We start from the raw sequence: 21,409 nt of genomic DNA, 5'->3' as shown, positions 1-21,409 counted from the left end.
AAATCAATCATTGTGAGTTTTCCCAACATCAACCCCGCTTCCACCCCATCCTGGCAGGCATTACAGCTGCATTACAACCAGTCAAAAACAACGCATTTAAAAGACCTGTTCCGTGCAGACAGTGAAAGGTTCAGCAAATATTCGCTGCAGTTCAATGATATCCTGTTCGATTATTCCAAGAATATCATTACTACCGAAACCATGCAGTTGCTGCTGCAGCTGGCTGCTGATTGCAAACTGGGCGATGCCATTGAAGCCATGTTCACCGGGGAAAAGATCAACGGTACCGAAGGCCGTGCGGTGCTGCATACGGCGCTCCGCAATTTTTCGGGCAAACCCGTGGTTACGGATGGCAAGGATGTGATGCCCGATGTACAAAAAGTATTGGCACAGATGCAGCAGTTCTGTAAAAAAGTACATAGTGGTGAATGGAAAGGCTACACGGGTAAAAAGATCAAATACATTGTGAACATTGGTATCGGCGGCAGCGACCTGGGGCCTGTTATGGTTACCGAAGCGCTGAAGCCTTACTGGGTGGAAGGCATACAAACCTATTTTGTAAGCAATGTGGATGGTACGCATATAGCAGAAACGTTAAAGAAAGTAACACCTGATGAAACACTTTTCCTGATTGCTTCCAAAACCTTTACCACGCAGGAAACCATGACCAATGCACACAGTGCAAGGAGCTGGTTCCTTCAATCTGCAAAGGAAGAACTGCATGTGGCCAAGCATTTTGCAGCTTTATCCACCAACGAAAAAGAAGTGACCAGGTTTGGTATTGCACCTGAGAACATGTTCGTGTTCTGGGACTGGGTGGGCGGCCGCTACAGTTTATGGAGCGCTATCGGTTTATCCATTGCACTCACTATTGGCTATGATAATTTTGAACAGTTACTGCGGGGCGCACACGAAACCGACCTGCACTTTCGCAATACGGCTTTTGAAAAAAATATACCGGTCATCATGGCGCTGATAGGTCTTTGGTATGGTAATTTTTATGGTACCACTACCGAAGCCATATTGCCTTACGACCAGTATATGCACCGCTTTTCGGCCTATTTTCAACAGGGCAATATGGAAAGCAATGGAAAATATGTTGACCGGAATGCCCATAAAGCAACTTATGCTACCGGTCCGGTTATATGGGGCGAACCAGGCACCAACGGGCAGCACGCTTTTTACCAGCTGATCCACCAGGGTACGCAGATCATCCCCTGCGATTTTATTGCACCAGCCATTACGCACAATGTACTGGCCGATCATCACCAGAAATTACTCAGCAACTTTTTTGCTCAAACAGAGGCATTGATGAACGGCACTCCCAACGATAATGTGTACAGGGTATTTGAAGGCAACCGCCCCACTAATTCTTTTTTGGTGAAAGAGATCACGCCTTTCAGCCTGGGCGAATTAATTGCTTTGTATGAGCACAAGATATTTGTACAGGGCGTTATCTGGAATATTTACAGCTTCGATCAATGGGGTGTGGAACTGGGTAAGGCGCTTGCCAATAAGATATTGCCCGAATTACTCGATGACAGCGTTGTTTCATCGCACGATTCTTCCACCAATGGCTTGATCAATGCGTTCAAGAGAATGAGGTAAGCGCAAATATTGCTTAACTTTAGTAAAATACATTTTTATGAAAACTTACTGCCTAACTGCCGCTTTTGTTTTTATAGCTTCTTTAGCTATGGCTCAAAACAGCGGCGCTCCTTTCTATAAAAAATTACAGCCTTCTTTTAAAGCATTGGGGATTGGTGAACAGCCTACAATGGCACAGGTAGTACAACCAGGTTCTTACAAAGTATATGCTTTGCCTTTGGATAATATGCCCTGCGTGGCAGCACCATCGCAATCGCTGATGCCGGTATTCAAAACCCCGCTTGCTAAAAATGGTATTCCTAATGCTTTGCCTGCACAGGATCTATTTGCAGGTGAAGATGCTGCTCAATTGAACGGTAATAACAGAACAGTTGTACCGGATCTTTTACCGAAAAATAAATGAGCACAAAACTCAGGGCCTGTCGGGAGTTGACAGTTGTGTTTCTGATATCAATGTAAAGGCAAATTTATTGCTGTTGAGTTTTCCTTTTAAAACGATCTTCTTCAGTTGTTCGTGCAGCAAAGGCTTGCCTTCCAGCTGCGATACATCTATCCGCCAGATATGATTCCCCTTGCTTCTTGGCAACACAATCGCTTTGCCATTATCCTGCCTTGTTCCTATGGACAATACATTTTCTTCTTTATCAGCCACTGTTGCGGCATATAACACACCATTGTACAGCACCGAATCAATTTTGGGCCTGCCATTAAAACGACATTCAATATAGATCACCCGGTCTATAATGGGATCGGGATTAACGGGATTGCCCCTATCGTCCACCCTTTGCATACCGGGTACGGATACACTAAAAAATGCATACGCCCTCACTATACGAAATAGCTGTGCCTGGCCGCTGCCCCAGCAAAAAAACAACAGGATTATGGCGAATATTTTTTTCATTGGTTTGTTCAAATTTACTATTTAAAACCACTGCATGCTATACAAAAAAAGGGCCGCTTTAAGTAATTATAAAGCGGCCCGATTCTCATGCTTTAATTTTTAACGTTTTAATACATTACCGCTGGCTAATTTATTGCCATTGTTATCACCCAGTACCACCAGGTAGATACCTGCGGGATAATTCCGCATATCCACATCCATTGGCTGGTAAGGGCTTGCCACAGTGTACACTTTTGTAAATATCCTTGTTCCCCAGCTATCGTAAACAGTAAGGTTACGCTGCAGTGTGTTGAACCTTGCGCTGTGGTACAGCACCTGGAACCTGCCATCGTTGGGGTTAGGCGTAATGAACAACCTGTTGCTGATAGAATCTGATATCGTATATACCGCAGATGTATTGGAACATCCTTTGGCATCAATAACCTTTAAGGTATAATCGCCAATACCCGTATAATTGATATCCAGCTTAGTGCCGGTAGCCACCTGTGCATTATCCTTATACCATGTAAAGGTATTGGTAGTCAGGCTGGGTATAGCAGTTGCATTCAGCGAAGCCAGCAAACCTGGTTTTAATTTATTTACAGGATCAGCTGTGATGAATGCTGTTGGCAGCAGGTTCACTGTCAATATACCCGGGCTGCTGGTAACAGATCCGCAGGATGCTACTGTTACCACGCAACGGTAACGGTTGCCATTCACATTCTCTTTTACATTAGCCAATGTTAAAGATGAAGCGGTGGCGCCGCTGATATTGCTGTATACAAAACCGCCGTCGGTGCTTACCTGCCACTGGTAACTTACCGTTCCCGTTGCTGCCACATTAAAGAATGCAAAGTTGTTGTAGCAGGTGGCAAAATTTGCAGGCTGCGTAGTAATGGTGGTAGGACTGTTAACAGTTAATAACGCTGCTGCTGATGCAGTATTGGCAGGCGTACAGGTACCATTCAGGATACATTTGTACATATACCCGTTCATTGCAGCAGTGGTGCTTGATATGGCAAGCGTGTTGGTGGTCACCCCTGAGTAAGGCCCCGTTGCAGCTATATTGCTGTAGCTGGTTCCGCTATTGGTGCTTACCTGCCATTGGTAGGTCAACCCGGTACCGGTTGCAGCCAGTGCAATAGAAGTACCGTTGCCGATACAAACGGTAGTGTTTGGCGGCTGCGAGGTAATATTGGCCGGAGAACATAACTGTATGTTCACACTGTAATCTTCCACCTGTCCATAAGTGGATGTACCGCAAGGTGTACTGTTAGCACCGGTTACAGCATCCTGCAGGCGTATACGCATCCGCGTTAGCCCAATGCTTGCAGTTGGAGGAATTGGAAGCGGGAATGTATAAGGCCCTGCACCCTGTGCAGAGGTATACACGGTTTCGCCGGCATCAGAGAATGAACCGTTCTGGTTCAGGTCGATATACACGATCACCTGGTCGGTAGCCACAGCAGATGCATTGGGCGTAACCGTCATGGTGTAGTTAGAAGATGGTTCCACCTGTGTGATCAGGTTTGCAAAGTTTTCATAACCTGCTGTGGAGGTAGATGAGTTGTTGATGGTGTTGTATTGCACCTTCGCTATCTTTTCTCTTGTAAGATCCGTCGCACCTGCAGTACAATATGGCGTCCACCTGTATACCTGTCCGGTGGCTGGTTTGGTGGAGATGGTATTGGTTTCTGTAAGATAACTGAAGGCCGGGTTGGTGCCCTGGCTGGCCAGTGATATAAAACTGCCGCTACCCGTTCCTGTTGAGGTGATACCAATTGAAGCGCCCAGGTCGCCTGCATTGGCTACTGAGCCTGTTTCCTGGTTGTAAACGAATTCTATCACGTTGGTGGTCTCGTACAATTTTATCTGAAAAGAAATAGCGCCGCTGAGGCCGCTGTATTGCCATTTGCTATTGTACCATTGTACGGTCAGCACACGGTTGGGCGATGTACCGGATAACAGGTACGTAGTGTTACCGCTGGAATTGTCCATATCATCCCAAAGTGGTGCTAATATGGGACGTCCTGTACCGAGGCCACCGGAAAGGTCGTTGGTCCAGGTATCGGTGGAGCCAGTGAGTACTGCTCCAAATGTGGCAAACCCGTTGGCGCAGGGCCTTATAACAGTATAGGTTACCCCGTTGTATACAAAGTTAAAACCGATGTTCACTGCGGCATAGCCATCATCCGAATTGGCTGCTGTACCATACAGGTACGATACGGTGGTTCCCCCGGTTATGGGTGTGTAAGTACCGCTGGATGCGGCAAAAGTATAGGCCGGAACCTGTGCCTTGGCTGTTACTGTACACAACAGCACTAAAGCACAAAGGCTGAATATATATTTTTTAAGCATGGTCTGAATTTGAAGTTTAAAGATTTTGATTCATTGTTTACGGTTTGCAAAAACATTGACCACTGCACTATACAGTGGCCAATGCAATTTTATTCCGTTAATTCTTCAACACTTTTGCTGAGTATTTCTGTCCATCCACATTTACTTTCAGTATATACACAGCACTGCTTAAAATATCCGTGGTGCTCATGGTATAATTCATCGAAGGCGTATTTTCCACTACCCTCTTCACCAGCTTACCCGCATTGTCGTACAATGATAGTGTAACCGGTCCCGTTACCAGTCGTTTAAACCGCACACCGAGTGTATTGCTGAACGGATTCGGCAATACGATGATGCCCTGTGCGATATCGTTTTTCTGTAACAATACCACGTTACTGTAGATCACTGAACCATCGGTATGGATCATCTTGATGCGGAAGTAATTGGTCTGTACCACTTCATGGTCTACAAAAGCATAGCTGCTTGGCGTGAGTTTATAACCAGCACCGCTTACGGTACCTCTCTTAGTGAAGTTGACACCGTCATACGATTTCTCTACTTCAAACTTCAGGCTGTTTATTTCTACGGATGTTGTCCAGTCAAGATCGATATCTTTTCCGTTGGCATCAAAGTGACCGTTCAGGTTCAGCAGGGTATTCATTTTACCCGGTACGCCGAAGCCGAAGCCGGAGAAGCCGTTTTCGAAAATGAAGGAAAGTGTATAATAATTAGCCCCGAATGTCCTTCTTACAGGATTCACCACTTCCACGGTACCAGGTCCGTCCGGTTGTGTGATCAATGGTGTTACGTTGCTGATCCTTGATGGCAGCTTGATCATTTTGATACTATCCCATACCTGGCCTGTTGCAGCTTCCCAGCCTTGTTTTTCTGCAGCGGTAAAGTAGAAAGTGATCTCGTACTTACCGGTAGTACTGTTGGTGGTTGGCAGTACCTGGTAGGTCTTGTTCATCAGGTAATTGGCCGGGTTGGTATTCCAGAACTGTGAAGTGCCGTTACCAGCCCTGTCGATCAGTACCTGTGTACAGCCATAGTTCTGGCCAGACAGGTTAAGGATACGTGCCAGTATCTCGCCTGTTGGTGTATAATAGAACAGGTCGTTGAATCCACCCAGGAATTCAGTTTTGGTGCTGTTGAGCGCTGTTGCAACCGGGCTGCCGAAGGTAGCCAGCAATGTTGCATTTACCCTGTTATCATCAATGAAGGCGGCCGCCAGCGTACAACCGGAACCGGTAGCTGTTGTCCAGTTACTGTAAGTGGATGCTCTTACACCTGTACCTAATGGTGCGCCTATACCTTCTACCACATCGGTCACACCTTCTGCGGTGCCCGGTGAATTATCAAAACAGAATTGTACCACCAGGTTGGATGTTCCGTTCCAAACAAATGGTGTGGTAAAGTTGAACACGTTATTACCCACCACGGTTGAGTAATCGCTGGTATACACCGGTGTAAGTGTTTCCGGTGCAAAACCTGCGCCCAGGTTGGTATTGGCTGTATTGGCCATTGATACAGTAAAGCCTTTGAATGGCTGCGTGGTATTTTTTGTTTTAACTCTTAATGTCAATGAGCTGATCACCGCATTGCGGATGATACCGGCGGCCTGCAGTTCTGCAGCAGTGTACAATACCTGCACACGGTGTTTCAGCTTGGTACCATCAAATGGTGTATTCAGGCTCGTCATATCGGTATTATAGGTACCGATGGTATAATTAGCTGATCCCAATGCTACCGGTAACACATCGTTATCGGCTATATTGAAGGTATGCAGCGGCGTTATACCTGCCACGGCATTGGTGGTGCCGGAAATGGTGAAGCCCAGTGTAAAGAACTCAGATGGTTCTACCTGCACATCATCATATACCCTTATCGTTATTGGTTTTATTGCCACCAGTCCGTTGGTGAATACGATCTGTTTGGATGGCGCAGTAAAGCTTCCGTTGGTGGTAAAATCAAAGTCCACTCCTTCCAGTGCGGTACTGCTGGCCTGTACGCTAAAGTTTACAGTGGCATCGCCGGTTGGAGGGTTGATGATACCCACATTCACGGTATAATCTTTATAACCACGGCAGCCGCTTGTTACAGAAGTTTGTTCTGTTACGTTTGTTACCGGTGTTACAAACGATACTTCAGGAGCAGTGCTGTTATTGATCTGTGCAGTGAATAATCCCCTGCCATAACTTGCTGCCACAATTGTTTTATCGCTGGCGCGTAAACGCAGCATACTTACCCTGGTGGTCGGGAAGCCCGGGCTAACGGTCCATTGCGTGCTGGCACCGTTTACCAGGTTAGTGGTATATACACCGGTTTCTGTACCGATGATCAATGAATTATTATCTGTAGGATCGAACAAAGCGCTCCATACCGGCATATCGGGCAGGTTACCGTCAATGGCTGTCCAGGAGGTGCCGCCGTTGGAGCTGTACCAAACATTGTTCACACCATAGTTGGTGAAGGTGGCCACCAGGAAGTTGTCAGATGATCCAACAGCGATGGTGTTGATATAGCCTGCAGGCATAGATGTACCGGTAATATCGGTCATTGTAGGCGCTGCGCCATTGGCGTCATCCACCCTTACAATTTTACCCGTGGTTCCACCCAGGTACAGCCTGTTGGCTGTATAAGGCGACATTTTTAAGGCCCCTGCCTGTCCGCCGTTCAACTGGTTAACCGTAACGGTGGTTGAAGTGGTGGCAGCCGCTGTATTCGCATTTAACCAGCGCCTGTACTGGTTGGCATTGTTACAGGCATACATAATATTTTGTCCGTCGTCATAATCAAAAGGATTGGCAAATAAACCCTGTGTGGTGTTCAGGTTCACACTTGTCCAGGTTTGTCCGCCATTCGTACTGCGTCGGTATTGGTTATATACGTAGCTACCGAATTGTATGTTGGGATCCTGCTGGTTGATATATACATACATACCATCACCACCCGTTACTTCGGTTGAATAACTTAAGCCGGGATTTTTTAATTGATGGCAACCATTATCCTGTGCGCCTGCCAGCAAATAAGAGGAACCTGCTGCAGGGTGAATAGCACATGCATAGAATTGTTTCAGGGATAAATTCCTGTTCTTATCCACCCAGCTTACGCCGCCGTCGTTGGAATAAAAGATACCACCATCGCAACCGATATACACCCTGCCTTCATTGCCTTTTTTGATCCATTGCATAAAGTGGTGATCGGCGTGTACATAAGGTATAGTGGTTACCCAATAGGTTTGTCTTGTCCAAGTAGCTCCTGCATTGGTAGAGCGGTAAGCATCCAGTCCACCGCAGATCAGTTCTGCAGAATTGGCCGGGTTAATAGCCAGTGTTTCGTTGTACCATCCCTGGCCACTCAATACACCGGTAGGCATTACCGTGGTGTTCTGTTTGGTCCAGGTAGCGCCACCATCTATCGAACGGTAACAGCTATCGGAGTTATAGGCCGTGGTTACAGTTACACCATATAATGTATCTGCAAGGCAGGCCAGTTCCAGCCTGATTGCTGCAGTTCCTGAAGTTCTTAAACCGGTACTTACGTTCCAGCCGGTGGTAGTGGTAACAGTTGCCGGTGTGGTGGTATAGCGGTGGTTCACCACGGTACCCAGGTAGCCAAAGCTGGCGTGCAGCCTGCCGGTGCTGCTGATCTCGATATCAGTACAGTGGGCATTGGTACTGGTAAGGCCTGTGGGTGTAATATTGGTCCATGTTACACCTTTATCATTTGATCTTAATAAACCGTAAGGTTGTGCCAAAGGCGTAGTGGTGATACGTGCCGCTACATATACATTTCCTGCTGCATCGCACAATATTTTAAAATTGCGCATGAAGTTGGAGGTAGAGGGCAATTGTGTCCAGGTCTCTCCTTTATCGGTAGATTTCCAGATACCGGCTCCAAAGTGGGCATCTGCATTACTGGTGGCTTCCCCAGTTGAAAAATACATGATGGAGGGATTGCTGGGGTCCTGGCAGATGGAGGAGATCGCCATGTTGGCGAAGTAGTCGTTTACATTGTACCAGTTGGCAATGGGAGATAAAAAGTTGGTGCATTTCCATACACCGCCGGAAACACCGCCGACTATCACGGTATTACCTGTCGGGTCGTTCAAAGTGTCTACCAGTATGGCGGCCATCCTTCCGGAGGTGTAGCCATTACCGCCACGGGTATTACCGTTGCTGGGGCCTACTGAATCGTAGATGGGACCACGTTCCACCCACAAAAGCGTACCCAGGATATTGTTGCCTGCATTCTGCTTCATTGAGTTGGTGTAATCAATGGCGCTTTTCAGGCGGTCGTAAGGTACATAACCCAATGCAGGATCCTTCATCTTCTGGAAGTCCAGCATCATCAGCTGATCCGGGTTATCATATTTTTCGTCCTCTTCTCCTTCTTCCTCATCTTCGTCCCTTGCATCGATCACAAGGGGTGCCCTGTGGCTGGGCTTTTGATTACACGATACAAGGGATGCTGCGGCTAAAAAAGCGCATACCATGCACTGTAACAACAGTAGTTGTGTAGATTTTCTCATGTTTATGATTGTTTAGTATAAAATTTAAATCCGGAGGGGGGGATATCACTTCTATATGGTGGTAATACAAGGATGATTTATACGTATAGTATTCCCTGTTCTGTGTGATAAGGCCGACCTGGAAGGATATAACGGGTTGAAGCTCCATTATCCAGTCGGGTATAGTTATTTTAGCAGCTGAGGGATGCTTGCTGTTATCGGGATTGTTGGTAAGGTTCGATTTGATTACGTTTTCCAGGGCCGCATTTACCTGGTCTTCTTTTTCGTCGCTGATGCAATAAGCGTATTTTTTCCCGTTCTCGTACTTTATTTTGGCCACATCGTACATGGCGCCGTCGAGACTGAATTCTTCATCTTCTTCTTCCCATTGAATGGATCGGTTTCCATCAACAGCAATTTTAACCAGTAAATTTTCGGGAATTTCTTTCAGCAGTTCTTTGCGTGCTGCTTCTTTGGCGAGGTATAATTGTATACCGCAATAGCAATAGTAGCCACACTGACTTAAAAAGACAATTGCTAACAGCGATATGACGGTAATCTTTCTCAATGCTTTTTGGCAAAGTAAAGCGTTACAAAACGTCGAATACGTTCCGGGTGTTTTGCATGGCTTTAGTTTTGGCTAATCAAATTTACAGATTAAGTTGTAATTAAAAAGCGCTGTGTAGATGAAAATGAGATTAAAATATTGAGCACCAATAAAAAACCCTCTCAAAAGAGAGGGCTTCAGCAATTAGTTTTGGCGTTGGTTTACCACTTATCCACTTCCTCGGTACTGCCGTTATCAACCGGTGTGGTTGATGCAGCAGGTGTTTCAGCTTTTTCTTCAGCAGCAGGTTTGGTCGTTTCAAATGAATCTGTGGCCTGACTTTGTACTGGCGCCTGTCCATCTCCTTCGTAAGGAGTATCATGGTTAAAGGCATCAAAATCAAAATTAGGCATCAGTTCAGTTTTTACGTAATCTACCGCTTCTCCCAATCCTTTCAGGAATTTATTAAAATCCTCTTTGTATAAAAATATTTTATGCCGCTCATACCCGTCACTGTCAAATTTTTTACGGCTTTCTGTAATTGTTAAGTAAAAATCATTACCACGGGTTTCCCTTACATCAAAAAAGTAAGTTCTGCGTTTTCCGGCACGGATGCGTTGGCTGTAAACGCTTTCCATTTTTTTGTCGTTGTTTTCGTACGCCACTGTTTTTGTTTTTTGGTTTTTTAACGATTCCCATTTTTGGGGCTTCGCAAAGATAAAATTGTTTTTGAAACCACAAAATATAAGTGAAAGTATTTCCGGTTGATGGTTGAAGGTTCAAAGTTGAAAGTTCACAGTTGGAGGAGCAGTATCGTTGCAATTAATGGCCAAACCTTGAACCATCAACTTTGAACTTCGAACTTTCAACGTTGAACTAATTCCTCTCGGCCTGCTGGCGGTTATACATCTCGGTATAGATACCGTTCTTCTGCAGCAGCTCTTCGTGCGTGCCTTCTTCGGCTATGGCGCCTTCTTCCAGCACCACTATCTTATCAAATTTAAAGAGGGAGAATATGCGGTGTGTTATGATGACCGCGGTTTTATTTTCCAGGTAATGGTACAGGTTCTCAATGATCTCTTTTTCTGTTCGGGCATCCACGGCACTGAGGCAATCATCAAAGATCACGATCTCCGGATCTTTTATCAATGCCCTTGCTATGGAGATGCGCTGCTTTTGCCCGCCACTGAGCGTTACGCCCCGCTCTCCTATCATGGTATCATAACGGTGCTGAAATTTTTCTATCTCGCTGTGCACACTCGCCTGCTTTGCTGCTTTTACCACCTGCTCCTGCGATGCACCCAGTACACCAAAGCCGATATTGTTGGTGACCGTTTCGCTGAATAAAAAAACATCCTGCGGCACATAACTGATCTGCTCCCGCAATGTTTTGATATCGATTTTTGTAATCGGTATGCCATCATAAGTGATGATGCCGCGTTGCGGATTGTACATGTGCAGCAGCAATTGTGCAAGGGTGGATTTGCCCGAACCGGTGCGGCCGATGACAGCGATCTTCTGCCCCTTTGCTATCTGCAATGAAAAATCCTTGATGGCATTGATGCCGGTATGCGGGTAAGTAAAATCTACATTATTGAAAACGATGTTGCCCTGCAATACAGGGTTGATCTCTCCGCCGGTATTTTTTATTTCCGGCTCGGTCAATAAAAATTCGTTGATCCTTTTTTGTGATGCGGCCGCCCTTTGTGTCATGCTGGCCGTCCACCCGATGGCACTTACAGGAAAAGTGAGCATCTGTATATATAATACGAACTCGGCAATAGTTCCGGCAGTAATTATGTGGCCCGAAGTGGCATCTACCCTGCTGTTCACAATATCCAGGCACCCTACCGTAATGGTGATGATGGTGCTTAAACCGATCAGCAAGGCCATGCTGGGAAAATAGATCGCTTCTGTCTTGGCCAGGCTTAAGGCATTGTTGCGGTAGGCTTCACTGTTATTCCGGAAAAAAAGCATCATGGCTTTTTCCTGTACATAAGATTTAATGACCCGGATGCCGGAATAAGATTCCTGTGCATTGGTGGTAAGATCGCTGAGCAGGGCCTGTATCTTTTCGCTTTTTTTATTGATGATGGTGTTTACAAAATAAATGGTGATGGCCAGTAAGGGCAATGGTGCCAGCGCCACCAGTGTAAGCTTAGCGCTTGCCTTTAGCATAAAGAAAACGCTGAAACCGATTACCGCCGCAAGGTTGATGAAATACATGATGGCGGGACCAGTGTACATTCGTACCCGGCTTACATCTTCGGCAATTCGGTTCATCAGGTCGCCGGTGCTGTGTGTTTTGTAAAAATTGGTATCCAGTTTTTGGTAATGCGCAAATATCTCGTTCTTCTGATCGTATTCAATATGGCGGCTCATTACAATAATGGTTTGCCGCATCAGGAACATGAATATGCCGCTGATGATGGCGAGCACGAGCAGACTGATGCCGGCGAGCAAGATCCTGTGATCGGGATTGTTCTCAAAAATGGTGATCACTTTTTTTACTAAAGGATCGTAATTTTTTTCTGCGGCAGAAAGACCGTCAGCAGCTTTTTCTGCAGTGCTGTCTTTTTTGATAGCATGCACCACGGTATTGACAACATAGCCCGTTACCTGTGGCGCCAGTATGCGGAAATAATTGGTGAGCACAACAAATGCAATGCCCAGTAAAAAAAGCCAGCGGTACTTCCAGAAATATTTACGGAGCGATCGGAGATGTTTCATTGCAGGGCAAAGTTAAATCAATTGAAATGATAACCAACACTCACACCCAACCACTGGTGTAATTTACCATCCAAAAAATAAGGGTTGTAACAAAGTCTTAGCACAATGCCATTATATTCATCTTTTTGCCTGCGGTAACCAATATTAATGGAAGGGATAAAACGGTCTGTTTGTTTGAATGTGCCCCATTTATCGGCAATGCTGTTTTTGGGTGCATACAAAAGATTGGCGCCAAATTCAATATCATCGCCGGCGCATTTGCAATAAGAAAGATCCTGGAAAGTGTTAACGCCTAATAAAACTAAAGGTTTGGTGCCGCCGGTTGCAACCGGGTGCATCGCCACGGAAACATCGTATATATATTTAGGTGATAAGCCAACGCCAAATCTCAGCCCCAATGCGTCTTTAAAATTTCCGGTGATGATATCATCTTTAAACCGAAAATCGTAATTGATCGTTCCGGTAAGCCCTGTACCCAACCCTTCGGCATACAGCGCATTGTGTTTTTGTGCAAATGCTGAAGTAACGTTCAACCAACATAACAGTAACACCAGCTTTTTATTTAAAAGCATTGTTATTGCAGGGATGTTTTGTTGGGTATTGCTCAGGAGTGAATATAGTTTTGCAGGTGTTCGATGGTTTCTTTTTGTGTAAGGATGGTTTCCTTGATCACATCGTTGATGGAAATGATGCCGCACAACTGGTCGTTTTCGAATACGGGCAGGTAGCGGATATTATTCTCACTCATGATCTGCATGCAGGTATCCACCGAATTATCGGGTGTTATCCTGGGCAGGCCGGTGCTCATGATCTCTTTTACAAAAGTATTGGTGGAAGATTTTCCTTTCAGAATCACTTTACGGGCATAATCCCTTTCGGTTAAAACGCCGATATACTGGCCGTTCTCGATCACCACTATGGAGCCGATATTTTTTTCGGCCATCTGTTTTAAGGCATCCAGTACTGTGATGTCGGGGGAAATGGTGACTACATTGCTGCCCTTTCTTTTAAGTATGTTGGAAACTTTTTTCATATAAGCTGTTTTAAGTTGAGCAATCGCAAAGGCTATCGTAAGTTATTATTTTTTTACCGGCTTTAAAAATATTTGCAGCACATTTTATACCATGCTTTTTTAAAATTGGGTAAAAAATTAATTGCCGTTATAATTTTCCAATCAATTTTAGCATTAACTTCAACCGTTATAAAAACGATTGAGATTATGGGCGCCTCCTCCATGATTATCCTTATTCTTGCTGCACTGGCATTTTCGGGCATTGCTATTTTAGTATCCCGGATATTGATCAAAGGATCTACCAATCCCGCTAAAAGCGAACCTTACGAATGCGGCATTCCCACTACCGGCAAAACCTGGGTACAGTTGAATGTGGGTTACTATTTATTTGCACTGATATTTTTGATATTTGATGTAGAGCTGGTATTTATTTATCCCTGGGCAGTGGTTGCAAAAAAAGTAGGCTGGATGGCCCTGGTAGAGATCATCATTTTCTTTTTTATTTTATTCATGGGTTTTTTATATGCGCATAAGAAGGGGGCGTTGAAATGGCTGTGACCCCCTCCGCCCCCTGAAGGGGGAACTTATTGCAGCGAAGATCTGCATTGAATAAAAAACACGGCATCATTCATTATACATAAATGAGCGAAGAAAATAATAAAGCAACATCCTTAGTTCCCCCTTCAAGGGGACAGGGGGTATTTCCTGGCCAGGTTCACGATCTGCCCGGCGGCGGCATTGTGCTGAGCAAGCTGGATGATGTGATCAATTGGGCAAGGTCGAATTCGTTGTGGCCGCTCACTTTTGCTACCAGTTGCTGCGGTATTGAAATGATGGCAACCGCTTCGGCCAAATACGATTTTTCGAGATTTGGATTTGAAGTGGCAAGGGCCTCTCCGCGGCAGGCCGATGTTATTATTATTGCAGGAACGATCGTAAATAAAATGGCGCCGGTTTTAAAAAGATTGTACGACCAGATGGCAGAACCCAAATACGTGATCGCTATGGGCTCCTGTGCCATCAGTGGCGGGCCTTTTTTTTATAACACCTATTCGGTTGTAAAAGGCGCCGATCATATCATTCCGGTGGATGTATACGTGGCCGGTTGTCCGCCCAGGCCCGAGGCTTTATTACACGCTTTGATAACCTTACAACAAAAAATAAAAGCAGGATTGACAAGAGAACAATTACCACCCACAAATGAAGGGCAGTAATGATGCGCCTGTAAAACATGCATGAGTAATATGAATGCTGAAGAACTGAGATCAAAACTAACGGAACTGCTGCCCACGGTCTCTTTTGAAGAGAACACCGAATGGGTAACTGCAAATATCGATGCTGCAGCATGGTTATCTTTTGCACAACAATTAAAAAATGATACTGCGCTGGGTTGCGATTTTCTTTTCTGCATTACCTGCATCGACTGGAAAACACATTTAACGATGGTCTACCATCTTACTTCCACAACGTTCCGGCACAATATAGTAGTAAAGGCAAAACTGGATTTTAATAAACCCGAGATTGAATCTGTGAGCGGCATATGGAAGACCGCCGAATTTCATGAAAGAGAAGTGTTTGAAATGTTTGGTGTAAATTTTTTACATCATCCCGACCTCCGGTTATTGATATTACCCGATGGATGGGAAGGCAGGAAGCCGATGCTGAAGGATTTTGAGGACCCCATAAATATGATCAAATTGTAACCCCCATCCCCTAAAGGGGGGTATAGGGCAATAGTTAAATCAAATTGAAGCATTTAGTATATTAATTGGATTAAATTTTTAATAAAACATAATAGTTCCCCTTTAGGGGCTAGGGGTAAAACATGTTTGAAGAAATAGGCACCACCACCGAAGGCGATCTGATCGTGAATGTAGGACCACAGCATCCTGCAACGCATGGCGTATTGCACCTGGTGATCACATTGAACGGGGAAACCATTAAAAAAGTGGAACCGCACCTGGGGTATATTCACCGTTCTATTGAAAAAATGTGTGAAAGCCTGAGTTATCGCCAGTTCATTTATGTTACCAGCCGCATGGATTATCTTTCTTCTCACATCAACAACAATGCCTGTGCGCTGTGCGTGGAAAAAGGCTTGCAGGTGGAGATACCGGAACGAGCCAAAGTAATTCGTGTACTCGTTGACGAATTGACCAGGATCGCTTCGCATGAATTATGGTGGGGAGCCATGGCGATGGACCTGGGCGCCTTCACTCCTTTCTTTCATGCCTTTAGAGAAAGAGAGAACATCAATGATATTATGGAAGAGACCTGTGGCGCCCGGTTGACAATGAATTACATTGTACCCGGTGGTGTGATGATGGACATTCATCCGAATTTTCAAAAAAGAGTAAAGAATTTTATTGCATTGTATAAATCAAAAGTGGATGAATACAATGAAATGCTTACGGGCAATATCATTTTTCAAAACCGTATGAAAGGTGTGGGTATTTTATCAAAAGAAGATGCTATTTCTTTCGGGTGTACGGGACCGGTAGCAAGGGGCAGCGGTGTGAGTTGTGATATCAGGAAATTATATCCTTACGAGGTATACGATAAAGTGCAGTTTGATGAAATTACAGAAACTGGCTGCGATTCACTGGCAAGATACCTGGTACGTTTAAGAGAGATCAATGAATCGGTAAAGATCATTGAGCAGTTGATCGACAATATACCGGAAGGCGATTTCCAGGCAAAGACGAAAGCCGTATTGAAATTACCCAAGGGGGAATTTTATCAACGGGTGGAAACAGCAAGAGGTGAATTCGGGGTGTATATCGTGAGTGAAGGCGGTACCACACCGTACCGGATCAAGTTCCGTTCGCCGGGATTTTCTAATTTATCGGCGCTCGATCACATGGCAAGGGGCAGCAAGCTGGGAGACCTGGTTGCGATGATGGGGACATTGGATTTAGTGATACCGGATATAGACAGATGAGCCCCCTCCGCCCCCTGAAGGGGGAACCAGGAGTACGGTTCTCTGAAGTTCTTTTATAAATAGAATTAACAAATTATAATAAACAATAAAAATCAATCTTCTCCATAATCAGTTCCCCCTTTAGGGGGCGGAGGGGGCAAATATGTGGAGCTTAAGTAACATAACAAACAACATCCATCAATGGCTGAATGCGCATTGCAGCGCCACCTGGGCATTGGTGATAGAAATGGTATTGGCAGGTGTATGCGTTATCAGCCTGTTTGCTATTTTGGGTTTGGTATTGGTGATCATGGAAAGAAAAGTAAGCGCCTGGATGCAGATACGCCTGGGACCGAATCGTGTGGGACCTAAAGGTTTGTTACAATCGTTTGCGGATACACTAAAACTGTTGACCAAAGAAGGATTAACACCCGGTGGCGCTGATAAATTTTTGTTCAACCTCGCTCCTTTTATTGCCATGATTGTTGCGATGTTGTTGATGGCGCCGATCGCTTTTGCAAAGGATTTTCATTTGTGGGATCTGAATATCGGTGTGCTGTATGTTTCTGCGGTGTCTTCTATTTCGGTGATCAGTATTTTAATGGCGGGCTGGGCCAGCAATAATAAATATTCTTTAATGGGTGCCATGCGCAGCGGCGCACAAATTGTAAGTTATGAATTGTCTGCCGGCTTGTCCATTCTTTCAGTGGTGGTGATGACGGGCAGTTTGAATTTAAATACCATCATTGCCTCGCAGGAAAATGGCTGGTGGTTATTCAAAGGGCATATACCCATTATCATTGCTTTCGTAATTTTTTTAGTGGCTGTTACGGCCGAGACCAACCGGGCTCCTTTTGACCTGGCCGAAGCCGAAAGCGAATTGACCGCTGGCTTTCATACTGAATACAGCGGGATGAAATTTGCGTTGTTCTTTTTAGCAGAATACGTGAACGTTTTTATTGTATGTGCTATTGGTGCCACTTTATTTTTAGGCGGCTGGATGCCTTTTCATATTGGCAGCTGGCAGGGTTTTAATCATGTAATGGATTATATCCCTTCCAGTATCTGGTTCTTTGGAAAAACGTTCTTTTTAATTTTTGTGATCATGTGGTTCCGCTGGACCTTTCCGCGGTTGCGCATTGACCAGTTATTGAATTTAGAATGGAAATATTTGTTGCCGATAAGTATGTTTAATATTTTGTTGGTAACGGCGATGGCGATATTGAAATGGCATTTTTAACCCCCTCCGCCCCCTGAAGGGGGAACCAGCGGAGATTAAGGCGAAGATGAAATTTGGAGATTTTAGATTTACGATTGCAGATTTAATTACTCAACTCGTAAATCGTTTTGTAAAAAGAAAGGTTGGTTGAATTTATAAAAATCTAAAATCGCCAATCTGAAATCTAAAATTAGCTTCTATGTTTATAACGAATTATATAAAAGAAGTTTACGGCGCAGTAAAATCATTACTGGTGGGCATGAAGCGTACCGGTTATTATTTTTCGCATCATAAAGAGATCATTACGCAGCAGTATCCTGATAACCGGGAAACACTGGAATTGCCGGAAAGGTTTAAAGGTGAAGTAGTGATGCCGCATAATGAGAACAATGAACACCGCTGCACCGGTTGCCAGGCCTGTGAACTGGCTTGCCCGAACGGAACGATCAAAGTAATTTTTAAAAATGAAGTAACCCCCGAAGGAAAAAAGAAAAAAGCGATCGACAAACTGGTGTACCACCTGGAATTGTGTACGATGTGTAATTTATGCGTGGTGGCCTGTCCTTCGGATGCTATTGTGATGGCACAGACTTTTGAGCACAGTGTATTTGACAGGGCGCAGCTGACGAAAATTTTGAATCAACCGAACAGTAAGATCATGGAGGGAGTGGAATAAAAGAAATAGTAGCAAGAGGAATAGCTGCAAGGGATAAGCATAATGCTTTAACTCTTTTGCTTCTCCCTTGTGGCTCACAGCTTGTAGCTTGTTATTTAAAAACTGGCGTTTATATGGAAGGTTCTGTTATTATATTTTACCTGCTTGCAGCACTTACTTTAGTGAGTGGCTTACTGGCCGTTACCACGCGGCAGATCTTCCGTGCTGCTATTTATTTATTATTTTCTTTGATCGGCGTTGCTGGTTTGTATTTCTGGCTGCAATACGAATTTATTGCAGCGGTACAAATTGTAGTGTACGTGGGTGGTATCGTGGTACTGATCATCTTCTCCATTTTTTTAACACAGCAGGCGGGCGAAAAAATGCCGCAGCAAAAACTGTCCAGGCAATTATTTGCAGCACTGGCTGCTTTTTGCGGTATGGCTTTGATACTGGTGCAGGTATATCAACACTCATTTAATAGTGTACCCGGTACTGTTATAGAACCCAGTGTTACCAATATCGGGAACCAGATGCTCGATACCGATAGCACCGGTTATGCCCTGCCCTTTGAAGTAGTAAGTATTTTATTACTTGCAGCTCTGATCGGTTGTATTGTAATTGCATTAAGAACCAAACAACAACCAACGAATTGATGCACCCGGGACTGAACGAAATATTATTTATCAGCACAGCGCTTTTCTTTATTGGCGTATACGGATTTTTTACGCGGAGAAACCTGGTGACCATGCTGATGAGCATTGAACTGATACTGAACAGCGTGAACCTGAATTTTATTGCGTTCAATAAATATTTGTGGCCGGGCAGACTGGATGGTTTGTTCTTTACCATTTTTATCATTGCCATTGCTGCTGCAGAAGCTGCAGTGGCCATTGCGATCATTATTAATTTATACAGGAGCCATCATTCAGTGGATGTGGAAAATGCAGAAGAATTAAAATACTAAAAACCCCCTCCGCCTTAGGCGGAATAAATTCGGGGGAAACGGAGAAGATCATATTGGAAATTATGCCGAGTTCGTTTTACATACTGCTAATTCTTTTACTGCCATTGGCGGCATTTGTGATGCTGGGCCTGTTTGGCCGTAAGTATTTTAAAAATACTTCGGGCACTATTGCAACGGTACTGATGTTTGTGGCGTGCTGCCTGGCAATATTGGTGGCATACAGGTATTTTTCCGCAGGTGATTTTGATTATTATTTAAGAACAGATTTCAATTTTACCTGGTTGCAGTTCTCAGATGATCTTGCCATTAATTTAGGGATAATGGCGGGCCCCATATCCATGATGATGCTTGTTGTGGTGACTTTCATTTCGTTCATGGTGCATTTGTACAGCCTTGCCTATATGAAAGGTGATGAACGTTTTCCAACTTATTACGCCTTTCTTGGTTTGTTCACGTTCTCTATGTTAGGGCTGGTGATCGCCTCCAATATTTTCCAGATGTATATATTCTGGGAACTGGTGGGTGTTTCCTCTTTTTTATTGATCGGTTATTACTACGAAAAACCAACTGCAGTGGCGGCTTCTAAAAAGGCATTCATAGTCACCAGGTTTGCGGATGTGGGCTTTTTAATTGGCATACTCATTTTATCTTACTATTCGCATACCATGGATTTTGCAGCATTGATCGCGGAATTCACCTCTCCCGGTTCAGCATCATTGCATGCAGCCACTACGGCTTCATTCCTGGGCGTATCTGCGCTCAACTGGGGCTTGATACTGGTGTTCATTGGCGGCGCAGGTAAAAGTGCCATGTTTCCCTTACATATATGGCTACCCGACGCTATGGAAGGTCCTACACCTGTTTCAGCATTGATACATGCAGCAACCATGGTGGTGGCCGGTGTTTTTTTAGTAGCAAGATTGTTTCCCGTGTTTTCTCTTTCCGCTCCTGAAGCATTGCATATTGTGGGTTATGTGGGCGCCTTCTCTGCTTTATTTGCAGCCGTTATTGCCTGTACGCAAACAGATATAAAAAGAGTGCTGGCCTATTCCACCATGTCGCAGATCGGTTTTATGATGTTTGCACTCGGTGTTTCTGGCTATGGTGGCGAAGCAGGCGCCGGCTATACAGCTTCTATGTTCCATTTATTCACGCATGCGCTGTTCAAAGCATTATTGTTCCTCGGCGCAGGCGCCGTGATACATTATGTACACAGCAACGAAATGAAAGATATGGGTGGCTTAAGAAAATTTTTACCCATCACGCATATTACTTTTTTAATTGGTTGCCTCGCTATTGCAGGTGTACCACCTTTCGCAGGTTTTTTCAGCAAAGAAGAGATCTTACTGGCTGCTTACCAGCACAATCCTGTTATTTATTATGTAGCGTTGATCACTTCTGGTCTCACTGCATTTTATATGTTCCGTTTATATTTTTCCATCTTCTGGAACAAATCCTATCATGCCCATGGTGAGCACAAAGGAGAAGGTGGTTTTGCCATGATGCTGCCCTTGCTGTTATTGGCAGCGGGCGCAGCAACTGCAGGTTTTATTCCTTTTGGTCATTATGTAAGTTCTGATGGTAAGCCTTTGGAAACAACTGTTCATTTATCTTTTTCCATCGCACCGGTGGCACTGGGATTGGTGGGCATTTTTGCTGCCTTATGGTTATATGGAAAAGAGAACAGCAAACCAGCTAAAATAGCCACAGCGCTGAATGGATTGTACCATGCCGCTTACCGTAAATTCTATATTGATGAGATCTATTTTTTCATCACTAAAAAAATATTATTCAACCTTATCGGCAGACCGGCAGCATGGTTCGATAAAAATGTGGTGGATGGATTGGTGAATGCAACCGGTAATACCACGCAATTCATTTCAGAAAAGATCAAAGGCATACAATCAGGTAAAGTACAGCAATACGCCCTTTATTTTTTAACGGGTGTAATTGGTTTGGCAGTGCTGTTCATTTACTGGTGGCAATCAAAATAAAAACAACAACCGGCATACCTAATA

Annotated in this window: 19 protein-coding genes; 11 read left to right on the top strand and 8 right to left on the bottom strand. The window is 44.6% G+C overall.

The window, feature by feature from the left end; translation table 11 throughout:
* Positions 1 to 12 precede the first annotated feature (12 nt).
* Both pgi and QM738_RS19415 read left to right on the top strand, forming a co-directional pair.
* Positions 13 to 1,608 (top strand): glucose-6-phosphate isomerase, encoded by a 1,596-nt coding sequence (gene pgi / locus QM738_RS19420; RefSeq protein WP_462278406.1) that lies wholly within the window; start codon positions 13 to 15, stop codon positions 1,606 to 1,608.
* 37 nt (positions 1,609 to 1,645) lie between these two features.
* Positions 1,646 to 2,011 (top strand): hypothetical protein, encoded by a 366-nt coding sequence (locus QM738_RS19415; protein WP_462278405.1) that lies wholly within the window; start codon positions 1,646 to 1,648, stop codon positions 2,009 to 2,011.
* Positions 2,012 to 2,020: 9 nt separating this feature from the next.
* Here QM738_RS19415 and QM738_RS19410 read toward each other — a convergent pair whose 3' ends face one another.
* The 8 genes from QM738_RS19410 to QM738_RS19375 form a co-directional block, all read right to left on the bottom strand.
* Positions 2,021 to 2,509 (bottom strand): hypothetical protein, encoded by a 489-nt coding sequence (locus QM738_RS19410; protein ID WP_462278404.1) that lies wholly within the window; start codon positions 2,507 to 2,509, stop codon positions 2,021 to 2,023.
* Between the two features lie 99 nt (positions 2,510 to 2,608).
* Positions 2,609 to 4,846 (bottom strand): GEVED domain-containing protein, encoded by a 2,238-nt coding sequence (locus tag QM738_RS19405; protein WP_462278403.1) that lies wholly within the window; start codon positions 4,844 to 4,846, stop codon positions 2,609 to 2,611.
* A gap of 97 nt (positions 4,847 to 4,943) precedes the next feature.
* Complete coding sequence (locus QM738_RS19400) at positions 4,944 to 9,362, bottom strand: T9SS type A sorting domain-containing protein (protein WP_462278402.1); 4,419 nt, start codon at positions 9,360 to 9,362, stop codon at positions 4,944 to 4,946.
* On the bottom strand, positions 9,283 to 9,909 hold the full coding sequence (locus QM738_RS19395; RefSeq protein WP_462278401.1) for a hypothetical protein: 627 nt from the start codon (positions 9,907 to 9,909) through the stop codon (positions 9,283 to 9,285). Before QM738_RS19395 ends, QM738_RS19400 begins: the two co-directional genes overlap by 80 nt.
* 200 nt (positions 9,910 to 10,109) lie before the next feature.
* Positions 10,110 to 10,553: a DUF3276 family protein gene (locus QM738_RS19390; RefSeq protein ID WP_462278400.1), complete on the bottom strand. Its 444-nt coding sequence runs from the start codon at positions 10,551 to 10,553 to the stop codon at positions 10,110 to 10,112.
* A gap of 211 nt (positions 10,554 to 10,764) precedes the next feature.
* Positions 10,765 to 12,618 carry an ABC transporter ATP-binding protein gene (locus QM738_RS19385; RefSeq protein ID WP_462278399.1) on the bottom strand — a complete coding sequence of 618 codons (1,854 nt, stop codon included), beginning with the start codon at positions 12,616 to 12,618 and terminating at the stop codon, positions 10,765 to 10,767.
* Between the two features lie 17 nt (positions 12,619 to 12,635).
* A complete protein-coding gene (locus tag QM738_RS19380; protein ID WP_462278398.1) occupies positions 12,636 to 13,190 on the bottom strand; it encodes a hypothetical protein in 555 nt (184 codons plus the stop codon).
* A 32-nt stretch (positions 13,191 to 13,222) separates the two neighbouring features.
* Positions 13,223 to 13,651: a CBS domain-containing protein gene (locus QM738_RS19375; RefSeq protein ID WP_462278397.1), complete on the bottom strand. Its 429-nt coding sequence runs from the start codon at positions 13,649 to 13,651 to the stop codon at positions 13,223 to 13,225.
* A gap of 186 nt (positions 13,652 to 13,837) precedes the next feature.
* Between QM738_RS19375 and QM738_RS19370 the strand changes: the two genes are divergently transcribed.
* From QM738_RS19370 to nuoL, 9 genes are all read left to right on the top strand, one after another.
* Positions 13,838 to 14,188: an NADH-quinone oxidoreductase subunit A gene (locus QM738_RS19370; protein WP_462278396.1), complete on the top strand. Its 351-nt coding sequence runs from the start codon at positions 13,838 to 13,840 to the stop codon at positions 14,186 to 14,188.
* 83 nt (positions 14,189 to 14,271) lie between these two features.
* A complete protein-coding gene (locus QM738_RS19365) occupies positions 14,272 to 14,844 on the top strand; it encodes an NADH-quinone oxidoreductase subunit B (protein WP_462278395.1) in 573 nt (190 codons plus the stop codon).
* A 21-nt stretch (positions 14,845 to 14,865) separates the two neighbouring features.
* Entirely contained in the window at positions 14,866 to 15,333 is a 468-nt protein-coding gene (locus QM738_RS19360; RefSeq protein ID WP_462278394.1) for an NADH-quinone oxidoreductase subunit C, read from the top strand.
* Positions 15,334 to 15,455: 122 nt separating this feature from the next.
* Complete coding sequence (locus QM738_RS19355) at positions 15,456 to 16,571, top strand: NADH-quinone oxidoreductase subunit D (protein WP_462278393.1); 1,116 nt, start codon at positions 15,456 to 15,458, stop codon at positions 16,569 to 16,571.
* A gap of 142 nt (positions 16,572 to 16,713) precedes the next feature.
* Positions 16,714 to 17,790: an NADH-quinone oxidoreductase subunit NuoH gene (gene nuoH, locus QM738_RS19350; protein ID WP_462278392.1), complete on the top strand. Its 1,077-nt coding sequence runs from the start codon at positions 16,714 to 16,716 to the stop codon at positions 17,788 to 17,790.
* 178 nt (positions 17,791 to 17,968) lie between these two features.
* Complete coding sequence (locus QM738_RS19345) at positions 17,969 to 18,445, top strand: 4Fe-4S binding protein (protein ID WP_462278391.1); 477 nt, start codon at positions 17,969 to 17,971, stop codon at positions 18,443 to 18,445.
* Positions 18,446 to 18,558: 113 nt separating this feature from the next.
* Positions 18,559 to 19,080 carry an NADH-quinone oxidoreductase subunit J family protein gene (locus QM738_RS19340; RefSeq protein WP_462278390.1) on the top strand — a complete coding sequence of 174 codons (522 nt, stop codon included), beginning with the start codon at positions 18,559 to 18,561 and terminating at the stop codon, positions 19,078 to 19,080.
* Complete coding sequence (gene nuoK, locus QM738_RS19335; protein ID WP_462278670.1) at positions 19,080 to 19,391, top strand: NADH-quinone oxidoreductase subunit NuoK; 312 nt, start codon at positions 19,080 to 19,082, stop codon at positions 19,389 to 19,391. The genes QM738_RS19340 and nuoK overlap by 1 nt, the downstream gene beginning before the upstream one ends.
* Before the next feature lie 62 nt (positions 19,392 to 19,453).
* Complete coding sequence (nuoL, locus tag QM738_RS19330) at positions 19,454 to 21,385, top strand: NADH-quinone oxidoreductase subunit L (RefSeq protein WP_462278389.1); 1,932 nt, start codon at positions 19,454 to 19,456, stop codon at positions 21,383 to 21,385.
* Positions 21,386 to 21,409: the final 24 nt, after the last annotated feature.

This window comes from Ferruginibacter sp., from assembly GCF_049840995.1.
GTDB lineage: Bacteria > Bacteroidota > Bacteroidia > Chitinophagales > Chitinophagaceae > Ferruginibacter.
The sequence above is the reverse complement of the archived record's forward strand: the minus strand, read 5'-3'. Positions and strand labels throughout refer to the sequence as shown.

Excerpts from the sequence above, each read along its gene's own strand:
- nuoK (WP_462278670.1), top strand. The coding sequence starts at position 19,080 with ATGCACCCGGGACTGAACGAAATATTATTTATCAGCACAGCGCTTTTC.
- QM738_RS19360 (WP_462278394.1), top strand. The coding sequence starts at position 14,866 with ATGAGTAATATGAATGCTGAAGAACTGAGATCAAAACTAACGGAACTG.
- QM738_RS19415 (WP_462278405.1), top strand. The coding sequence starts at position 1,646 with ATGAAAACTTACTGCCTAACTGCCGCTTTTGTTTTTATAGCTTCTTTA.
- QM738_RS19380 (WP_462278398.1), bottom strand. The coding sequence starts at position 13,190 with ATGCTTTTAAATAAAAAGCTGGTGTTACTGTTATGTTGGTTGAACGTT.
- QM738_RS19370 (WP_462278396.1), top strand. The coding sequence starts at position 13,838 with ATGGGCGCCTCCTCCATGATTATCCTTATTCTTGCTGCACTGGCATTT.
- QM738_RS19355 (WP_462278393.1), top strand. The coding sequence starts at position 15,456 with ATGTTTGAAGAAATAGGCACCACCACCGAAGGCGATCTGATCGTGAAT.
- QM738_RS19400 (WP_462278402.1), bottom strand. The coding sequence starts at position 9,362 with ATGAGAAAATCTACACAACTACTGTTGTTACAGTGCATGGTATGCGCT.
- nuoL (WP_462278389.1), top strand. The coding sequence starts at position 19,454 with ATGCCGAGTTCGTTTTACATACTGCTAATTCTTTTACTGCCATTGGCG.
- QM738_RS19345 (WP_462278391.1), top strand. The coding sequence starts at position 17,969 with ATGTTTATAACGAATTATATAAAAGAAGTTTACGGCGCAGTAAAATCA.
- QM738_RS19410 (WP_462278404.1), bottom strand. The coding sequence starts at position 2,509 with ATGAAAAAAATATTCGCCATAATCCTGTTGTTTTTTTGCTGGGGCAGC.
- QM738_RS19365 (WP_462278395.1), top strand. The coding sequence starts at position 14,272 with ATGAGCGAAGAAAATAATAAAGCAACATCCTTAGTTCCCCCTTCAAGG.
- QM738_RS19340 (WP_462278390.1), top strand. The coding sequence starts at position 18,559 with ATGGAAGGTTCTGTTATTATATTTTACCTGCTTGCAGCACTTACTTTA.
- nuoH (WP_462278392.1), top strand. The coding sequence starts at position 16,714 with ATGTGGAGCTTAAGTAACATAACAAACAACATCCATCAATGGCTGAAT.
- QM738_RS19375 (WP_462278397.1), bottom strand. The coding sequence starts at position 13,651 with ATGAAAAAAGTTTCCAACATACTTAAAAGAAAGGGCAGCAATGTAGTC.
- QM738_RS19405 (WP_462278403.1), bottom strand. The coding sequence starts at position 4,846 with ATGCTTAAAAAATATATATTCAGCCTTTGTGCTTTAGTGCTGTTGTGT.
- QM738_RS19385 (WP_462278399.1), bottom strand. The coding sequence starts at position 12,618 with ATGAAACATCTCCGATCGCTCCGTAAATATTTCTGGAAGTACCGCTGG.